Source organism: Galbibacter marinus (assembly GCF_000300875.1).
In the GTDB taxonomy this organism is placed as follows: Bacteria; Bacteroidota; Bacteroidia; order Flavobacteriales; family Flavobacteriaceae; genus Galbibacter; species Galbibacter marinus.
Window position 1 is genome coordinate 199,669 of record NZ_AMSG01000003.1, and the last position, 16,811, is coordinate 216,479.

Below are 16,811 nucleotides of genomic sequence, written 5' to 3' on the forward strand. Positions count from 1 at the left end.
CATATTTACGAATCTTGTAAAAGATGGCGAAATTGTTTTTGGAACATCTTATCTAAGAATTTATCGGGGAAGACATGTATGGCCAACCAAAACAGCCATTTTTTCGGAGCAACTAAATATCTTGTTTTGTTTTTTTTACCCTCTGCAATGTCATAAATTAAATTAGCTACAATACTGGCATCCAATGCCGCACCTTCCATTCCTTGTACAGCTTTATCCATTTTCGCGTAGATTCGCTCATATGGAGTGTCTTTATATTTGTTAATCTGCTCAGCTGATTCTGCCTTTGCTTTATTCCATATTTCAGACTGTATTGGTCCTGGTTCAATGATGGTCACGCCAATTCCAAAATCCAACAATTCTCTTCTAAATCCATCAGAAATCGCTTCCACAGCATGCTTGGAAGCCGCATAAGGAGCCATAAAGGGTCGGGTCACACGACCAGCTCCACTGCTGATATTTATCATTCTTCCCTTGGGAAGATCATTGTCAAACCCAAGAAGCGGCAAAAATGTCTGGGACACCCGTACTAGACCTAACACATTAATATCAAGCTGTTGTGAGAATTCTTCTAAGGCGATATAAGCCATAGGACCATTTACAGAAACTCCAGCATTATTCACAAGGCAATCCAATGGTTTATCTCCTAAAATAGCCTTGACCTCTAGGTAGGAAGCTTGAATAGCTTTTAAATCAGCAACATCGAAAATCAGTGGATAGAAGTTAGCACCTAATTCCTCCTGAAGCCGATCAGCATCTGCTTGTTTTCTGACACTTCCGAAAACCATATATCCTCGGCTCAAAAATAAGTTCGCGGTGCTCCATCCTATTCCAGAGGACACCCCAGTGATCATTATACTTTTCATAGGTATTTTTATCTTTAAAAAAAGGGCGCTTTATCCAACGCCCAAATTCATCATTGCCCTTTGGGCATTTTGTATCGCTTTATTATCCTTATATCTTTTCCAACGCTGGCCAGCTAAATAATTCATTCCACTATCAAATGCAAAGAGTCGCAATAGATTCGAGGCTCCTTGTACTTTTGTTTTTATGGAATCATTAGCGCGCAAAGCTAATGAAAATCCACCTTTAGAATAATATACATAATGCCACCATAGCTTAGGTATAAACAAGGTTTCTCCATGTTCGATAACTGCTTTAAAACCTTTAGCATGTTTAAAGGCTGGGTACCGCTCTAAATCGGGATCTAACACATCCACATGAGAATGGTTAGTAAAGGGCAATTTGTATAGAAATTCAGATTGATCAGGTGGATATAGATAGACTACTTTTTGCGTTTGAAAATGTGATAAAAACACATGAGAGCAGTCAATATCGTAATGAAGATTAAGAGCAGAACCTTGTCCTCCAAAAAACATCAATGCAAATTTCATAAAACCATCCATAATCGTTGGCGTTTTATAGTCATTTGCTAATTCAGGAGCACGTTTCATAATTTGAAAATTATGGAATCTTAGACTCGTTGGCTTGTGCTGGATTATATCTAAATAATCTCCAAACCTTTTATAAGTAGTGGGCTTCATATAGCCATTACCAGGGTCATGATAAGAATCATCATACATTGGAATTTCCCATTCGCCGTATTGCTTCCTGAAAAAATCAAAAGTCCATTTTTTCCTAGCAAGCCAGTTTTTTGTCAAATCTTTAAAAATTACAGGTCTCTGGGCAGAAAGATACTGTTCTTTAAATTCCTCTTTGGTGATCCCCTCAACTTTATCAACCAAATTGAAATCCGACATGTTTTAAATCTTGCTTTATTTGATATACTCAATTTTTTGAGTTGCTTCTGTATTGACAGAATCAAAGAATCCTTGATCCCGCATCCATTCATCGCTATATATTTTACTCATATAACGTGATCCGTGGTCTGGGAATATCATTATAACATTACTATTCACGTCAAACTCACCTAGTTCAGCCAACTGTTTGGCAGCTTGAAATGCAGCTCCACTAGTGTAGCCTATAAAGCAACCTTCAGTTTTAGATATCATTCTAGCAGTATGGGCACTTTCTTCATCTGTCACTTTGATAAATTCATCTATGACCTCAAAATCTGTTGCACCAGGTATTAGGTTTTTTCCTAAACCTTCAATTCTATAAGGGTATATTTCGTTAGAGTCAAATTCACGAGTTTCGTGATATTTTTTCAAAACAGATCCGTAGGCATCCACCCCAATCACTTTTATATTAGGATTCATTTCTTTTAAAAATCGGCCTGTTCCAGATATTGTACCTCCAGTTCCGCTGCAGGCAATAAGGTGTGTAATTTGTCCGTTAGTTTGTTCCCATATCTCAGGACCAGTTGTCCTGTAATGAGCCTCCATGTTGAGTTGGTTAAAATACTGGTTAATATATACCGAACCCTTCATTTCTTCATGCATTCGTTTAGCGACTTGGTAGTATGATCTAGGATCGTCCGCACTTACATGTGCGGGACATACATAAACCTTTGCCCCCATGGCACGCAGCATGTCAATCTTATCAGGTGAAGATTTTGAACTTACTGCCAAAATGCAGTCGTAACCTTTGATTACACTTACCATAGCAATACTAAATCCCGTATTACCAGAAGTCGTTTCTATAATGGTGTCACCTGGTTTTAAAATCCCTTTACGCTCAGCCTCTTCAATAATATGTAACGCTATCCTATCTTTACTAGAATGTCCTGGATTAAAAGCTTCGACTTTAGCGTAGAAGTTTCCTATAAGATTTTGGGTTATTTTACTTAGTTTTAGTAAGGGTGTATTACCTATTAAATCTAAAACATTATCGTAAGCATTTATCTTTTGTTTCATAGAAATTTGGTTAGATACAAAATAGATTTGAATTCCTCCAAACCTTGCAAATTTAAAGACTTTTTTTAAAACTATTGATTAATTCCTTCTAAATCTAAAACAAAGGCATATTCTTGTGCAACCTCTTTCAAAGCTTCAAAACGTCCCGAAGCGCCGCCATGGCCTGCATCCATATTGGTTTGGAAAAGTAATATTTGTTCTCCTTTTTTAACACTTCTTAACTTTGCTACCCATTTAGCAGGTTCCCAATACTGCACCTGAGAATCGTGAAATCCTGTGGTGACAAGTAAATTTGGATACTCTTTGGATTCTACATTATCATAGGGTGAATAGGACTTCATATAATTGTAATACTCCTTCTTATTTGGATTCCCCCACTCATCGTATTCTCCTGTTGTCAGTGGAATAGATTCATCTAGCATGGTCGTTAAAACATCTACAAAAGGGACAGCAGCTATTACCCCATTATATAACTCAGGCGCTAGGTTTATCACTGCACCCATAAGTAAACCACCTGCAGATCCTCCCATAGCATACATATGCTCTTTGGTAGTATAGCCTTGCTGGATTAAGAATTCTGTACAGTTGATGAAGTCCGTAAAAGTGTTCACCTTTTCTAAAAGTTTTCCATTTTCATACCACTGTCTTCCTAAGTATTCTCCACCTCGAATATGAGCAATGGCATAGATAAATCCCCTATCGAGTAGCGAAAGTCTTACTGAGGAGAAATAAGGATCTATAGTAGCTCCGTAGGATCCGTATCCATAAAGTAATAGCGGATTCTTACCATTGTTTTTCATGTCTTTTCTATATACAAGGGAAATAGGGATCTTAGTTCCATCAGTAGCCTTAGCCCATACTCTTTCAGAGGCATAATTATCCTTATTAAAAGTACCTCCTAACACCTGTTGCTCTTTTTTGACTTTTCTTTCTTTGGTCTTCATATTAAAGTCAATTGTACTTGCTGGTGTTGTTAAAGCATTGTACACAAAACGAAGTGTGTCTGTGTCAAACTCCAAATTAGTTGAAGTAAACACCGTATAGGTCTCATTGTCGAATGGGATATAATAAGAATCCGTATTATCCCATCGCTGAATCATGATCTTATTTAATCCCTCAGATCGTTCACTAACCACAAGGTAATCTTTGAAAATATCCACATCCTCCAATAACACTTCAGGGCGGTGTGCAATAACTTCCTGCCAATTTTCTTTTGAGGTATTATCCACAGAAGTTTTCATGAGTTTAAAATTGGTCGCCTGATCTGCATTGGTGAGAATGTAAAAGGTATCCTCATAATGAGAAATACTGTATTCCAATCCTCGTATTCTAGGTTGAAATACCTTTGGCGGTTGTTCAGGATGATCGGCATCGATAAAACTAAATTCTGAAGTAAGGGTACTCCCAGATCCAAAGACAATATACTTTTGCGACTTGGTTTTATAGACAAAAGCTCTAAAGGTTTCATCGGGCTCATGATAAACCAATTGATCCTCTGACTGTAAGTTTTGAGTATCAAACTCATGTTTAAAAATTTTATCAGAGCGTAGGGTTTGCTTATCTTTTCTGGTATAAAAAAATGTTTTATTGTCATTTGCCCATGTGCTAGACCCAGTGGTGTTTTCAATTCGCAATGGATATATCTGCCCTGTTTCTAAATTTTTAACCTGCAAGACGTATTCTCTCCTACTTACAGTATCTACACCGAATACCGCCAGGGTATTATCAGGACTTATACTAATACCATTTAAATTAAAGTACGTATGTCCCTTTGCCATTTCATTACAATCAAATAAAACTTCTTGCTCGGCACCTTCCTCGTCCTTTTTTCTAAGATAGATGGGGTAATCTTTACCCGTTTCATACTTGGTAGAGTACCAATAACCGTTATATTTATATGGAACAGAAGAATCATCCTCCTTTATCCTTGATTTCATTTCTTTAAAAAGCGACTCCTTAAATTCATCTGTGTGCGCGGTCATTTTATTGTAGTAGTCATTCTCACGCTCTAAGTAGTCAACTACCTCAGGGTTCTCTCTTTCATTAAGCCAAAAGTAGTCATCCACTCTGATATCACCATGTTTCTCTAAAATCACTTCTTTTTTATCCGCAACTGGTGGGGTAATATTTTTCATAGTCTTTTGTTGTTTCTCTTTACAGGAACTCACAAAAATAAGGCTTACCATAAGAATAAAAGTACTGTACCGCATATAAAATTTTAATTAATGTAATTCTGAAGTAATTTAGTAAATTTGTCGCAAAAACTTAAAATTATGTTTGGAGATCTCATGGGAATGATGGGGAAATTAAAGGAAACCCAACAAAAGGTAGAAGAAACTAAAAAAAGACTCGATACGGTAACACTTCGTGAAAGAAGCTCTGACAACCTTATTGAGGTAACGATCACTGCAAATAGGGAATTAAAATCCGTCGAACTTGATCCTTCACTATTACAAGACAAGGAACAACTAGAAGACTATTTGGTATTGTATATTAATAAAGCCATCACACAGGCTACCAAGATAAACGAGGCTGAGTTAGCGGCCGTAGCCAAAGAAGGAATGCCAAACATTCCTGGAATGGACATGTTTAAATAGTAGCTTAATTACCATAGTACTTGGTGCTCTAAAGAACCACTTTTCAAAGTGAAATCATCGTATTTACATCCTATAATGAAGTAAAAAATGTGAACTGTTGATATAGTTATCAATATATTTTTTAAATTCACAAGGAATGTTGAACAATGCTCATTTTTAAATGATCAATTAAGCCAAGTAACCCTATGTATAAGATTGAGAGATCAAATCCTGGTAATGTTTTTAATTTTTTATTGCTAGCAGAACACGGACACACCATCCTTAAGAGTAATGCATTTGACAGTATTGAGGCTGTAGAAAAAGAGATAGAAAGCGTACAAGTGAACGCTTTAAATATGAGCCGATATGAGCGTAAAACTACCCCTGATGGGAAGTTCTACTTCAACTTGAAAAATGCCAACGGTTCTATATTAGGAAAAAGTCAAATGTACTCCTCAGAAGCAGGCATGGAAAACGGAATACTCGCCGTTAAAACCAATTCGAATTCCAAACAAATTAAGCTTCCCTTTTAAAGGAGAATTTACAGTTCTAATGCTTTTAATACCTCTAAGGTCCTTGAGTGTATTGAGGCGGTATAATCTAGATGGGTTACCATTCTTAATTTACCTTGACCTAGATGAATAATTTTAATACCCTGATCGGCTAAGACTTGTAAGAATTCCGTAACAACTACCTTTTGATTTAAATAAAAAATCACAATATTAGTCTGCACTGGCTCAATAGCCCGAACGAAAGTTTTATCATTTAAAACCTCTGCTAATTCCGTGGCTCTTTGATGATCATCTGCTAAACGTTCAATATGATGATCCAATGCATAGAGTCCAGCTGCAGCCAAATATCCAATCTGACGCATTGCTCCCCCCAAAACTTTTCTAATCCGCAGAGCTTTTGAAATAAATTTCTCATCACCGATTAATAACGATCCTACAGGACAACCTAAACCTTTACTTAAGCACACTGATATGGAGTCAAAAAGTTCGCCATACTGCTCTGGACTTTCATTCTTGGCAACCATCGCATTCCAAATCCGAGCACCATCTAGATGCAATCTTAAATCATGATCATCACACACTGTACGAATTTGTTTAATGGCATTCAAATCCCAACAACTTCCCCCTGCACTGTTTGCAGTGTTCTCTATACAGACCAAAGAGGTAATTGGAGTGTGAAAAAATTCTGGAGGATTGATTAGATCCTTTACTTGTTTGGCAGTAAAGGTTCCATTTAAACCATCAACAAGACGACAACTAACTCCACTATTAAAACTTACTCCCCCAGCTTCAAAATTAAACACATGAGCATCCTTATCGGCAATTAGTTGCTCTCCAGGCTGCGTGTGCACCTTTATAGCTGTTTGGTTAGCCATGGTTCCACTAGGAAAAAATAACGCAGCTGGTTTGCCAAACATTTGTGCTACCCTTTTCTCCAATTTAATTGCGGTTGGATCTTCTTTAAACACATCGTCACCCACTTTGGCTTTAAACATATGCTCTAACATCGCAGACGTTGGCCTGGTAACGGTATCACTGATTAAATTAACTTCCATCTATTTAATTTTAACGATCGCTAAAGTTAAACAACGACAGCTAAAAACTTATTAAGATTAAAAAAAGTTGTTATACTTTTGAAAAAAATTACGATATGATCAGCCACGAACAGGTGAAAAATCTTTCCGATAGAACGGAAGAACTTAGGAAATATCTCAATATAGAGCAAAAGTTAATCGAGATTCAAAATGAAGAAGAAAAAACTTTTGCGCCAGATTTTTGGGATAAACCCAAGGAAGCTGAAATCATAATGAAGGACTTAAGGACTCAAAAAAAATGGGTAGAAGATTTTCAGCTCGCTAAAATAATGGTTAGTGATCTGGAGGTTTTACTAGAGTTTTACAAAGAAGGCGATGCCCAGGAAGAGGATGTGATAAACCAATTCAACAAGGCCAAAGATCTAATTGAAAGCTTAGAGTTTAAAAATATGCTCTCAGAGGAAGGTGATAATATGAGTGCAGTACTTCAGATCACCTCAGGAGCAGGTGGAACGGAGAGTTGTGACTGGGCCTCTATGCTTATGAGAATGTACCTTATGTGGGGTGAAAAACACGGTTACAAAATAAAAGAGCTCAATCACCAGGAAGGTGATGTGGCTGGAATAAAAACAGTAACTCTTGAATTTGAAGGCGATTTTGCATTCGGATGGTTAAAAGGAGAAAATGGAGTACACCGATTAGTTAGAATTTCCCCTTTTGACAGTAATGCTAAACGCCATACTTCTTTTGCTTCAGTCTATGTCTATCCACTTGCTGATGATTCCATTGAAATCGACATTAACCCTTCTGAAATTTCATGGGATTTTGCACGTTCAAGTGGTGCAGGAGGACAAAATGTAAACAAGGTTGAAACCAAAGCTATTCTGACCCACCACCCTACTGGGATTATTATTCATAATTCAGAGACACGTTCTCAGCTTGAAAACAGAGAAAAAGCTATGCAAATGCTTAAATCTCAGCTGTATGAAATTGAGCTAAAGAAAAGACAGGCAGCCAAGGATGAAATCGAGGCCGGAAAAATGAAAATTGAGTGGGGTTCTCAGATCAGGAATTATGTGATGCATCCCTATAAACTCATAAAAGATGTTCGCTCAGGACACGAAACTGGAAACGTAGATAATGTTATGGATGGTGGACTAGACGAGTTTCTAAAGGCCTACCTTATGATGATGGGACAGAATCACGAAGAGTAAGCTTAAAAACACATAATTGCAAAATAATAGGAATTTAAATTAAATTAATCATGATCAAAATATACCATAACCCAAGATGTCAGAAATCTCGTGAAGGATTACAACTTTTAGAGAGTACTGGTAAAAAGATTCAAGTAATAAAATATCTTGAAGACACCCCTACTGTTTTAGAGCTCACTCAAATTATTGAAACTTTAGAAATTTCACCTATTGAACTAGTTCGAACCAAAGAAGAAATTTGGAAAAAAATTTATAAAAACCTGGAATTAAGCGATCAAGAAATTATCAAGGCAATGGTAGAGAATCCAAGACTTATCGAACGTCCTATTGTGATACATGACAACAAGGCAGTTATCGGGCGACCTATTGAAAACATTGAGAGAATTTTATGATAAATTTAACCATTTCCACTTAAACCTTCCTATATTTTTAGCGTCTGATTTACAAACGTAATTTATTCGAACTAATTATTTATTTAGACGCTTACTATGAAATTTAAAACTTTATGCTGTGCTATCGCAGCAATTTTTATTACTACTTTCAGCTACGCTCAAGGACCAGATAAGCAAATAACTGTTACTGGAAAGGTAATCGATGCCGACACCTCTGAACCTTTGGAGTTCGCTACTTTAGTATTACAAAACGCAGATGACCCAAATATTGTCACAGGGGGAATCACAGATCAAAATGGAGATTTTAGGGTCGAGGCTCCCGCTGGAAGATATAATGTAAGGGTAGAATTCATCTCATACCGCCCTTTCACACTTAATAATCAAAATATAACAGAAGATAAAAATTTAGGAACAGTTGAGCTCGCCATCGACGTTGCACAGCTTGATGCTGTGGAAGTGGTTGGAGAAAAAACCACTGTGGAGGTAAGGCTCGATAAAAAAGTCTACAATCTAGGAAAAGACCTTACCACAAGTGGGGCTACTGTAACGGATGCTTTGAATAATGTTCCTTCAGTTACTGTAGATGTTGAAGGTGCTATTAGTCTTAGAGGTAATGAAAACGTCCGAATCCTAATTAACGGAAAACCTTCTGCGATGGCAGGTTTTGGTTCCACTGATGCTTTGAAGCAGCTTCCTGCAGATGCTATTGAAAAGGTAGAGGTTATTACAAGCCCTTCTGCAAGATATGACGCCGAAGGTACTGCAGGGATTTTAAACATTGTATTAAAAAAGGAAAAAACACTTGGATTTAATGGATCGGTAAGTTTAACTACTGGTTACCCTTCTACAAGTCGTATCAGCGCAAATTTAAATTTAAGAACAGAAAAATTCAACATCTTTACCACATTAGGACACTTCTATCGTGAGCCTCCAGGAAAAGCAAACTTTGACAACCGTTATTTCGGAGGATCAACATTCGATAGAGTTACTGAAGAAAGAGAAATGATAAGAAAGGATAATGGATTCAATGTTAATTTAGGTATGGAATACTTCCTAACTGATCGTTCTTCCATAACCGCTAGTGTATTCACACGTCTTTCTGATGAGCAGGATAAAACAAAAAACTCTACAACACGATACATCGATACAGATATTGATAGTAGAACACTACGTGAAGAATTGGAAAAACAGGATGATAAATCCTATCAAGTGTCTTTAAACTACACCAATCACTTTAACGATGAAGGCCATAAATTAACGGCTGATCTTCAATACTCAAACGATGATGAGACTAATAATACCAATGTATTTGAAAACCAATTCTTCCCTAATGAAGCTTATATCGATAGAGAAAAGGTATTTGAGACCGATGTAGAGGATGAATATTTAATTCAAGCGGATTATGTACTACCTATGGGCGATGCTCAGTTTGAAGCAGGATACCGTGGTGATTTTGAACATACTAAAAACGATTATGAGCTGTCTCGTTACAATCCAGAAACTGACGAATTTACCATAGATTACGGATTGACGAATGTTTTTGACTATGAGGAGAATGTAAATGCGGTATACACTCAGTATGGTAACAAGTTTGGTAAATTCTCATTCCTTTTAGGATTAAGATTAGAGAATACCCAGTTAAAAGGTAAAGTAACATCTGATCTAACCAATGAGCAACTTATGGATACCTTAGGTTTCGAGTTTGATCCAGATTTCGATAAGAACTATTTAGAATTATTCCCAACAATTAACCTTACGTATGAATTGGGAGAAAACGAAAATGTTTCTTTGGGGTATAACCGAAGAATCAACAGACCAAGAGGGTGGTTCATTAACCCATTCCCTTCACGTTCAAGTAGAACAAATATCTTCCAAGGTAATCCAGATTTAAATCCAGCATTTGCGGATGCTTTTGATTTAGGGTATTTAAAAAGATGGGATGATTTAACACTGACCTCCTCTGTTTATTACCAAAGAGAAACAGAGTCTTTTGACCGAGTTCAAAGAGAAACTGGCCAGCAAACTTCCGATGGAATTAATATTATTAGTACTATTCCAATTAACCTCTCTACAAACCAACGTTATGGTGGAGAAATTGGTTTAATGTACGGTGGAATTGACTGGTTACAACTCAATGGAAGCTTCAACTTATTTAAATCTAAAACAGATGGAGAATATGAGGGTGTAGATTATGGAGCAGAAAACACAAGTTGGTTCTCAAGACTTAGTGCTAAGGTCGATTTACCAGCAAGAGTTGATTGGCAAACAAATGCCTTTTACATGGGGCCACGTGAGAACTCACAAACCAAATCCGATGGTATGTTATCAATCGATATGGCTCTTAGTAAAGATATTATGGGAGATAACGCTACCATTTCTATGAACGTGAGTGATTTATTAAACTCTCGTAAAAGAAATTCTTATACGGAATCTTATGATGAGTTTGGTGATTTATCCTTTACCTCTGATAGCGAATTTCAGTGGAGAGAGCGTCAATTCACCGTATCCTTTGTTTATAGATTCAACCAGCCTAAAAATGAAAGAGCTCAAAATCGTCAGAACAACAACATGGACGATGAGCAAGGTGGAGGATTTCAAGGCTAGTAAAATAGCTTCGTAATTAGAATACAAATGTTAGAAGTTTATAAAAGAAGCCTTTTTAGGCTTCTTTTTTTATGGTCTTATTTCTTTAAGCGCCTACTCTTTCAATTGGTGATATTAAATAGGTTCATTTGCAAAGCAGGGATGTATATAGTTTAATAATTTTAATACTGATGAAATAATACCCCAATACGAACAACCACAATGGATTTCTGAATCTTTAAGTCGGTGAAATACATTTACTAATTTTACAAAACCATTAAACAAATTACACCGCACTATACTGGAAACCGATACATATATATATATATATGGTCTATATGAAAAAAGAAGCCTTTGGAGCTTCTTTTTTGTTTCTTTAATTTTCCTGTGCCTTTTTAGCAGCTTTTTTTTCTTTGATGAGCTCAATAATTGAACCACCTAACCAATAAGGTATCACGAAGGTTAATAAAAAAATCATTAACCAAAAGCCTATAACCATTACAGTCATAATCACTAAAAAGCCCAGATACTGATCAAATTCGAACATAATTCCGGAAATTTTCTGAATTCGATTCAAAGATAAGTACAATTCTTAATTTTCACATCAATAAATCAATTAATTTAAATAAAACCCATAATTTCATATAATTACTCCCCTATTTAACTTTGGTTAATCATTCCTTTATTCATCGTATACTTATCAAGTATTTGACATAAAATGTAACTATGTAATTTGAGAGTTAAAAAAAATAAATACTGTACATTTGTGCTATCAATAAAACTTCGATATTTATTATGGAATACAGAATTGAGAAAGACACCATGGGGGAAGTTCAGGTGCCTTCGGACAAGCTATGGGGAGCGCAAACAGAACGTTCTAGAAACAATTTTAGAATTGGCCCTTCGGCTTCAATGCCTTTAGAAATTGTATATGGTTTTGCATATCTTAAAAAGGCTGCAGCTTATACTAACTGTGAATTGGGAGTATTACCAATTGAAAAAAGAGATTTAATCGCCCAGGTTTGTGATGAAATCCTAGAAGGAAAGCACGATCAACAGTTCCCATTGGTTATCTGGCAAACAGGATCAGGAACTCAAAGTAATATGAATGTCAATGAGGTTATCGCTAATCGCGCTCATCAAATAGCAGGAAAGGTAATTGGAGAAGGTGAAAAAACAATACAACCTAATGACGATGTAAACAAATCTCAGTCCTCTAACGACACCTTCCCTACGGGAATGCACATCGCAGCTTATAAGATGATTGTGGAGGTAACCATCCCTGGGGTCACCAAATTACGAGATACCCTAAAGAAGAAGTCAGAAGCGTATAAGAATGTGGTTAAAATTGGTCGAACTCACTTAATGGATGCCACACCATTGACACTTGGGCAAGAATTTTCAGGCTATGTATCCCAATTGGATCACGGATTACATGCACTCAATAACACCTTGGATCACCTTTCAGAGCTAGCTCTCGGTGGAACAGCTGTAGGAACAGGACTAAACACTCCAAAAGGCTATGCAAAACGCGTAGCGGAGTTTATTGCTAAATTCACAGAGCATCCTTTTAAAACTGCAGATAATAAATTCGAAGCCCTAGCGGCACACGATGCTTTTGTTGAGACTCATGGAGCACTTAAACAACTAGCTGTCTCTCTAAATAAAATTGCTAATGACATCCGCTTGATGGCATCAGGACCTCGAAGTGGAATTGGTGAGCTTATCATACCTGCAAATGAACCAGGCAGCTCTATTATGCCAGGAAAAGTAAATCCAACACAATGTGAGGCCATAACTATGGTATGCGCCCAGGTGATCGGTAATGATGTTGCAATCACTGTAGGTGGAACACAAGGACATTACGAACTCAACGTATTTAAGCCTTTAATGGCTGCTAATTTATTAGAGTCAGCTCGACTACTTGGGGATGCTTGTGAAAGCTTTGATGAACATTGCGCCCAAGGAATCGAACCTAACAACAAACGTATAGAAGAGCTGGTAAATAACTCACTAATGCTTGTCACTGCTTTAAATACCAAAATAGGATATTACAAAGCCGCTGAGATCGCCAATAAAGCCCACGAAGAAGGTACAACTTTAAAAGAAGCTGCAATAGCCTTAAATCACTTAACAGCGGAAGAATTTGACCAATGGGTAAAACCTGAAGAAATGGTAGGTGGTTTAAAATAATTTATGTTTCTTAAATGGATTAATGATAATTAAAATGCGGGATATCTTGTTATAGACATCCCGCATTTTAATTATCATGAGAAATATATAAATCGGAGCGTAAAACCCATTGATCGCTTTAGCATGGATGGGATATAAGGGACACACTACCCTTTGAAGAGGATGTATTGACGTAGTGTTTCAGGTAATGCTTCACCAATAGAACTAGCCAACAGCCGTTTGGACAACCTGCACAAGATCAGTTACGAACTTGTGAGGGATCATCAAGTGATCGCGGTAGAGGATTTGAATGTAAAGGGATGGTCAAAAACCGAAAACTATCAAAACACATTGCAGATGCAAGTTGGAGCAACTTTGTGAACCTATTGCAGTACAAGTGCCATTGGTACGCAATGGAACTTGTAAAGGTGGATAGGTTCAACCCCAGCTCAAAAACGTGCAGCGTCTGCGGTTGGATAAATGAGCATTTGAATCTTTCAACAAGGCAATGGACTTGTAAAAACGCACACGTTTTAGACCGTGACCATAACGCAAGCATCAATATCCTGAATGAAGAATTAAGAATACATCGGCTGGGACGGTCGATTACAAAGGTGCAGAGTTCAAATAAGACTACTTCGGTAGCACAACTTGATGAAGCCCGAAGCCCATCACGTCTTTAGCGTGTGGGTACGTTCACGCTTCTGCTTTTAAATATTGCCTTAATACATATTGCAATATACCATCATTCTTATAATAGGCAATTTCAATTTCAGAGTCAAATCGCGCCTCTACCTGAAATTCTTTTACCTCCCCTGAAGAATGTACAGCTTTCACATCAAGCTTTTTATGGGGCACCAAATTAGTGGCCAAACCTGTTATTGTGAAAGTTTCCGTTCCATCAAGCCCATGAGTAGTTGCATTTTCTCCCTCTAGAAAAGCCAAAGGAGCAACACCCATGCCAATTAAATTACTACGATGGATTCGCTCATAGCTATCTGCTATAACTGCCTTAACCCCTAACAAAAAGGTTCCTTTTGCAGCCCAGTCCCTTGATGATCCTGACCCGTATTCTTTTCCTGCAATTACAATCAATGGAGTTTGATCTTCCTTATAGGCCATAGCAGTATCAAACACAGTTTTTACTTCATTGGTTGGAAAATAGGTACTATAACCACCCTCTTTATCTACAATCTTATTTTTAATTCTCACATTAGCAAAGGTACCTCTCATCATAACTTCGTGATTCCCTCTTCGAGACCCATAAGAGTTAAAGTCTGCTGGCTGTACTCCATGCTCCTTTAAATAAGCTCCTGCCGCAGAATTCTCACTAAAGGACCCCGCTGGAGAAATATGATCAGTGGTCACAGAATCCCCCAAGTATAATAATACCCTTGCGTCTATTATATCTTGCAAAGGATCAGGTTCTACTTCTAGATTCTCAAAAAATGGTGACTCCTTAATATAAGTTGAATGCTGGTTCCACTGATAATTCTTATCCATGTTTACTTCAAGATTCTGCCAATCTGTTGACCCATCAAAGATCACGTCGTATACCTCTTGGAAATCCTCCACTTTCATACATTCATTAATGGTCTTAATGATCTCTTCCCGGCTAGGCCAAATATCTTTTAAATATACGGGATTTCCATTCGGATCTAAGTCAATTGGATCTTCAATAAGATTTACATCAATTCTACCGATGAGCGCAAAGGCTACCACTAGCATAGGTGACATTAAAAAATTCATTTTCACCTGTGGGTGAACCCTAGCTTCAAAATTTCTATTTCCAGAGAGTGCTGATGCTACTACAAGGGATCCTTTGTCAACAGCTTCAGCTATATGAGGAGGAAGCGGCCCTGAGTTTCCGATACACGAAGTACAACCATATCCAACAGTATGGAATCGCAGTGCTTCAAGATCGATATTTAAACCTGCACGCTCTAGATATTGGGTGACCACCTTCGAACCTGGGGCCATGGAAGTTTTCACCCATGATTTGGTGCGTAATCCTCTACGCACAGCGTTTCTAGCTAATAACCCTGCTCCTACCATAACCGCAGGATTGGATGTGTTTGTACAACTAGTAATAGCTGCAATTACAATGCTTCCATCACTTAATACAAACTCTTTATTGTTGTGTTTGATTCGGACTGATTGAATTGCCTCAGGTTGGACTTCAAGTTTAGTTGGCGAACTAACAGGCACCTTTCCAAAGGTAAATTCCGTACGAGAACCACCCTCTTCTAACCAGGCAGATTCTTGTCTTTCTTTAATTGGACTATAGGTGCGTTCAAATTCCTTTTCTAACAACACTTTAAATTGCTTGTCCAATTCCTTTACTAGAATTTTATCTTGAGGGCGCTTGGGTCCTGAAACCGTAGGCTCTAACGATGATAAATCAAATTCAACCACCAAAGAATAACTAACAGCTTCTTTTCCAGTACGCCACAAAAGATTCTCTTTACAGTAAGCTTCAACAATATCTATTTCTTCCTTAGTACGATTGGTCTGATGCATATACTGTAAGGTCTGCTGATCAATTGGGAAATAGGTAACGGTACATCCAAATTCGGGAGACATATTGGAGATTGTGGCCCTATCTGTTACGGTCAGATGATCCAAACCATCTCCAAAGACTTCAACAAATTTGCCCACCACCCCAGTATCTCTTAATGTTTTTGTTATTGAGAGCACCATATCAGTTGCTGTACAATGATCTGGAACCTTTCCAGTGAGCTTTAGACCAATTACTTCAGGGCATCCGAAATAAATCGGTTGATCAAGCATTGCTGCTTCCGCCTCAATACCTCCTACACCCCAGCCTAGTACCCCAATACCATTTACCATGGGTGTATGTGAATCTGTTCCCACTAGTGTGTCTGGGAAGAGCCATCCGTCTCTACTGGTAATACCTTTTGCCAAGTACTCCAGATTCACTTGATGACAAATACCCATTCCAGGTGGAACCACCGTGAAATTACTCAATCCTTGTTGTGCCCATTTTAAAAGTTCATACCGCTCTTCATTTCGCTGATATTCCTTTTCAACGTTTCTATTATAGGCATAATTGGTTCCGTAATAGTCAACCTGAACAGAATGATCAATGATTAGATCTACCGGTATAGCGGGATTTATCTTTTGTCCATCTTTTCCATGCCTAACAAATTCAGATCTTAAGGAAGCGATATCAACCACCGCGGGCACCCCTGTAAAATCCTGCATTAAAATACGAGCCGGTTTAAAAGGAATGTCACTATCCTCAGGAGTCGGTTTCCAATTTGCCAGTGTCTTGACATGTTGATCTGTTACACCAAATCCATCATGATTGCGAATGGCATTCTCTAGTAAAATACGAATACTGAATGGTAATTTTTCAACCTCTCCCAAAGTAAGGTCTGAAAGGGCATAGTAATTATATGTCTTTCCGTTAACGGTAAGCTTCTTTTTTAAGTTTTGGATATCCATGTGATTCAATTATTTTAAATGAATAATTACTTTCAATTACACAC

Annotated in this window: 14 protein-coding genes; 7 read left to right on the plus strand and 7 right to left on the minus strand. The window is 37.5% G+C overall.

Translation table 11 applies throughout. The features are described 5' to 3' along the window. Positions 1 to 5: 5 nt before the first annotated feature. From I215_RS04325 to I215_RS04340, 4 genes are all read right to left on the minus strand, one after another. Positions 6 to 866, minus strand: coding sequence for an SDR family NAD(P)-dependent oxidoreductase (locus I215_RS04325; RefSeq protein ID WP_008990739.1), 861 nt, complete (start codon positions 864 to 866; stop codon positions 6 to 8). 30 nt (positions 867 to 896) lie between these two features. Next, on the minus strand, positions 897 to 1,760 hold the full coding sequence (locus I215_RS04330) for a cupin-like domain-containing protein (RefSeq protein WP_008990740.1): 864 nt from the start codon (positions 1,758 to 1,760) through the stop codon (positions 897 to 899). Between the two features lie 15 nt (positions 1,761 to 1,775). Next, positions 1,776 to 2,816 carry a PLP-dependent cysteine synthase family protein gene (locus I215_RS04335; protein WP_008990741.1) on the minus strand — a complete coding sequence of 347 codons (1,041 nt, stop codon included), beginning with the start codon at positions 2,814 to 2,816 and terminating at the stop codon, positions 1,776 to 1,778. Positions 2,817 to 2,887: 71 nt separating this feature from the next. Beyond that, entirely contained in the window at positions 2,888 to 5,002 is a 2,115-nt protein-coding gene (locus I215_RS04340) for a S9 family peptidase (protein WP_008990742.1), read from the minus strand. An 87-nt stretch (positions 5,003 to 5,089) separates the two neighbouring features. Between I215_RS04340 and I215_RS04345 the strand changes: the two genes are divergently transcribed. Further along, on the plus strand, positions 5,090 to 5,413 hold the full coding sequence (locus tag I215_RS04345) for a YbaB/EbfC family nucleoid-associated protein (RefSeq protein WP_008990743.1): 324 nt from the start codon (positions 5,090 to 5,092) through the stop codon (positions 5,411 to 5,413). Positions 5,414 to 5,598: 185 nt separating this feature from the next. Beyond that, a complete protein-coding gene (locus tag I215_RS04350) occupies positions 5,599 to 5,925 on the plus strand; it encodes a YegP family protein (RefSeq protein WP_008990744.1) in 327 nt (108 codons plus the stop codon). Positions 5,926 to 5,933: 8 nt separating this feature from the next. Here the strand turns inward: I215_RS04350 and I215_RS04355 are convergent, their stop codons facing one another. Further along, complete coding sequence (locus tag I215_RS04355) at positions 5,934 to 6,959, minus strand: threonine aldolase family protein (protein WP_008990745.1); 1,026 nt, start codon at positions 6,957 to 6,959, stop codon at positions 5,934 to 5,936. 95 nt (positions 6,960 to 7,054) lie between these two features. On the opposite strand from I215_RS04355, the gene prfB reads away from it, so the two are divergent. From prfB to I215_RS04370, 3 genes are all read left to right on the plus strand, one after another. Then, entirely contained in the window at positions 7,055 to 8,152 is a 1,098-nt protein-coding gene (gene prfB / locus I215_RS04360; RefSeq protein WP_008990746.1) for a peptide chain release factor 2, read from the plus strand. A gap of 50 nt (positions 8,153 to 8,202) precedes the next feature. Continuing rightward, a complete protein-coding gene (gene arsC, locus I215_RS04365) occupies positions 8,203 to 8,544 on the plus strand; it encodes an arsenate reductase (glutaredoxin) (RefSeq protein ID WP_008990747.1) in 342 nt (113 codons plus the stop codon). A gap of 96 nt (positions 8,545 to 8,640) precedes the next feature. Continuing rightward, positions 8,641 to 11,148 (plus strand): TonB-dependent receptor domain-containing protein, encoded by a 2,508-nt coding sequence (locus tag I215_RS04370; protein ID WP_008990748.1) that lies wholly within the window; start codon positions 8,641 to 8,643, stop codon positions 11,146 to 11,148. A 355-nt stretch (positions 11,149 to 11,503) separates the two neighbouring features. Here the strand turns inward: I215_RS04370 and I215_RS16350 are convergent, their stop codons facing one another. Next, positions 11,504 to 11,674, minus strand: a complete 171-nt coding sequence (locus tag I215_RS16350; protein WP_008990749.1) for a hypothetical protein — start codon at positions 11,672 to 11,674, stop codon at positions 11,504 to 11,506. Between the two features lie 248 nt (positions 11,675 to 11,922). Here I215_RS16350 and fumC point away from each other — a divergent pair, with 248 nt between their 5' ends. Together fumC and I215_RS16630 are read left to right on the plus strand one after the other, a co-directional pair. After that, positions 11,923 to 13,320: a class II fumarate hydratase gene (fumC, locus tag I215_RS04380; RefSeq protein ID WP_008990750.1), complete on the plus strand. Its 1,398-nt coding sequence runs from the start codon at positions 11,923 to 11,925 to the stop codon at positions 13,318 to 13,320. A gap of 299 nt (positions 13,321 to 13,619) precedes the next feature. Next, entirely contained in the window at positions 13,620 to 13,982 is a 363-nt protein-coding gene (locus I215_RS16630; protein WP_083852482.1) for an RNA-guided endonuclease InsQ/TnpB family protein, read from the plus strand. A 13-nt stretch (positions 13,983 to 13,995) separates the two neighbouring features. On the opposite strand, the gene acnA is transcribed toward I215_RS16630, so the two are convergent. Next, positions 13,996 to 16,767: an aconitate hydratase AcnA gene (acnA, locus tag I215_RS04390; RefSeq protein WP_008990751.1), complete on the minus strand. Its 2,772-nt coding sequence runs from the start codon at positions 16,765 to 16,767 to the stop codon at positions 13,996 to 13,998. Between the last annotated feature and the right edge of the window lie 44 nt (positions 16,768 to 16,811).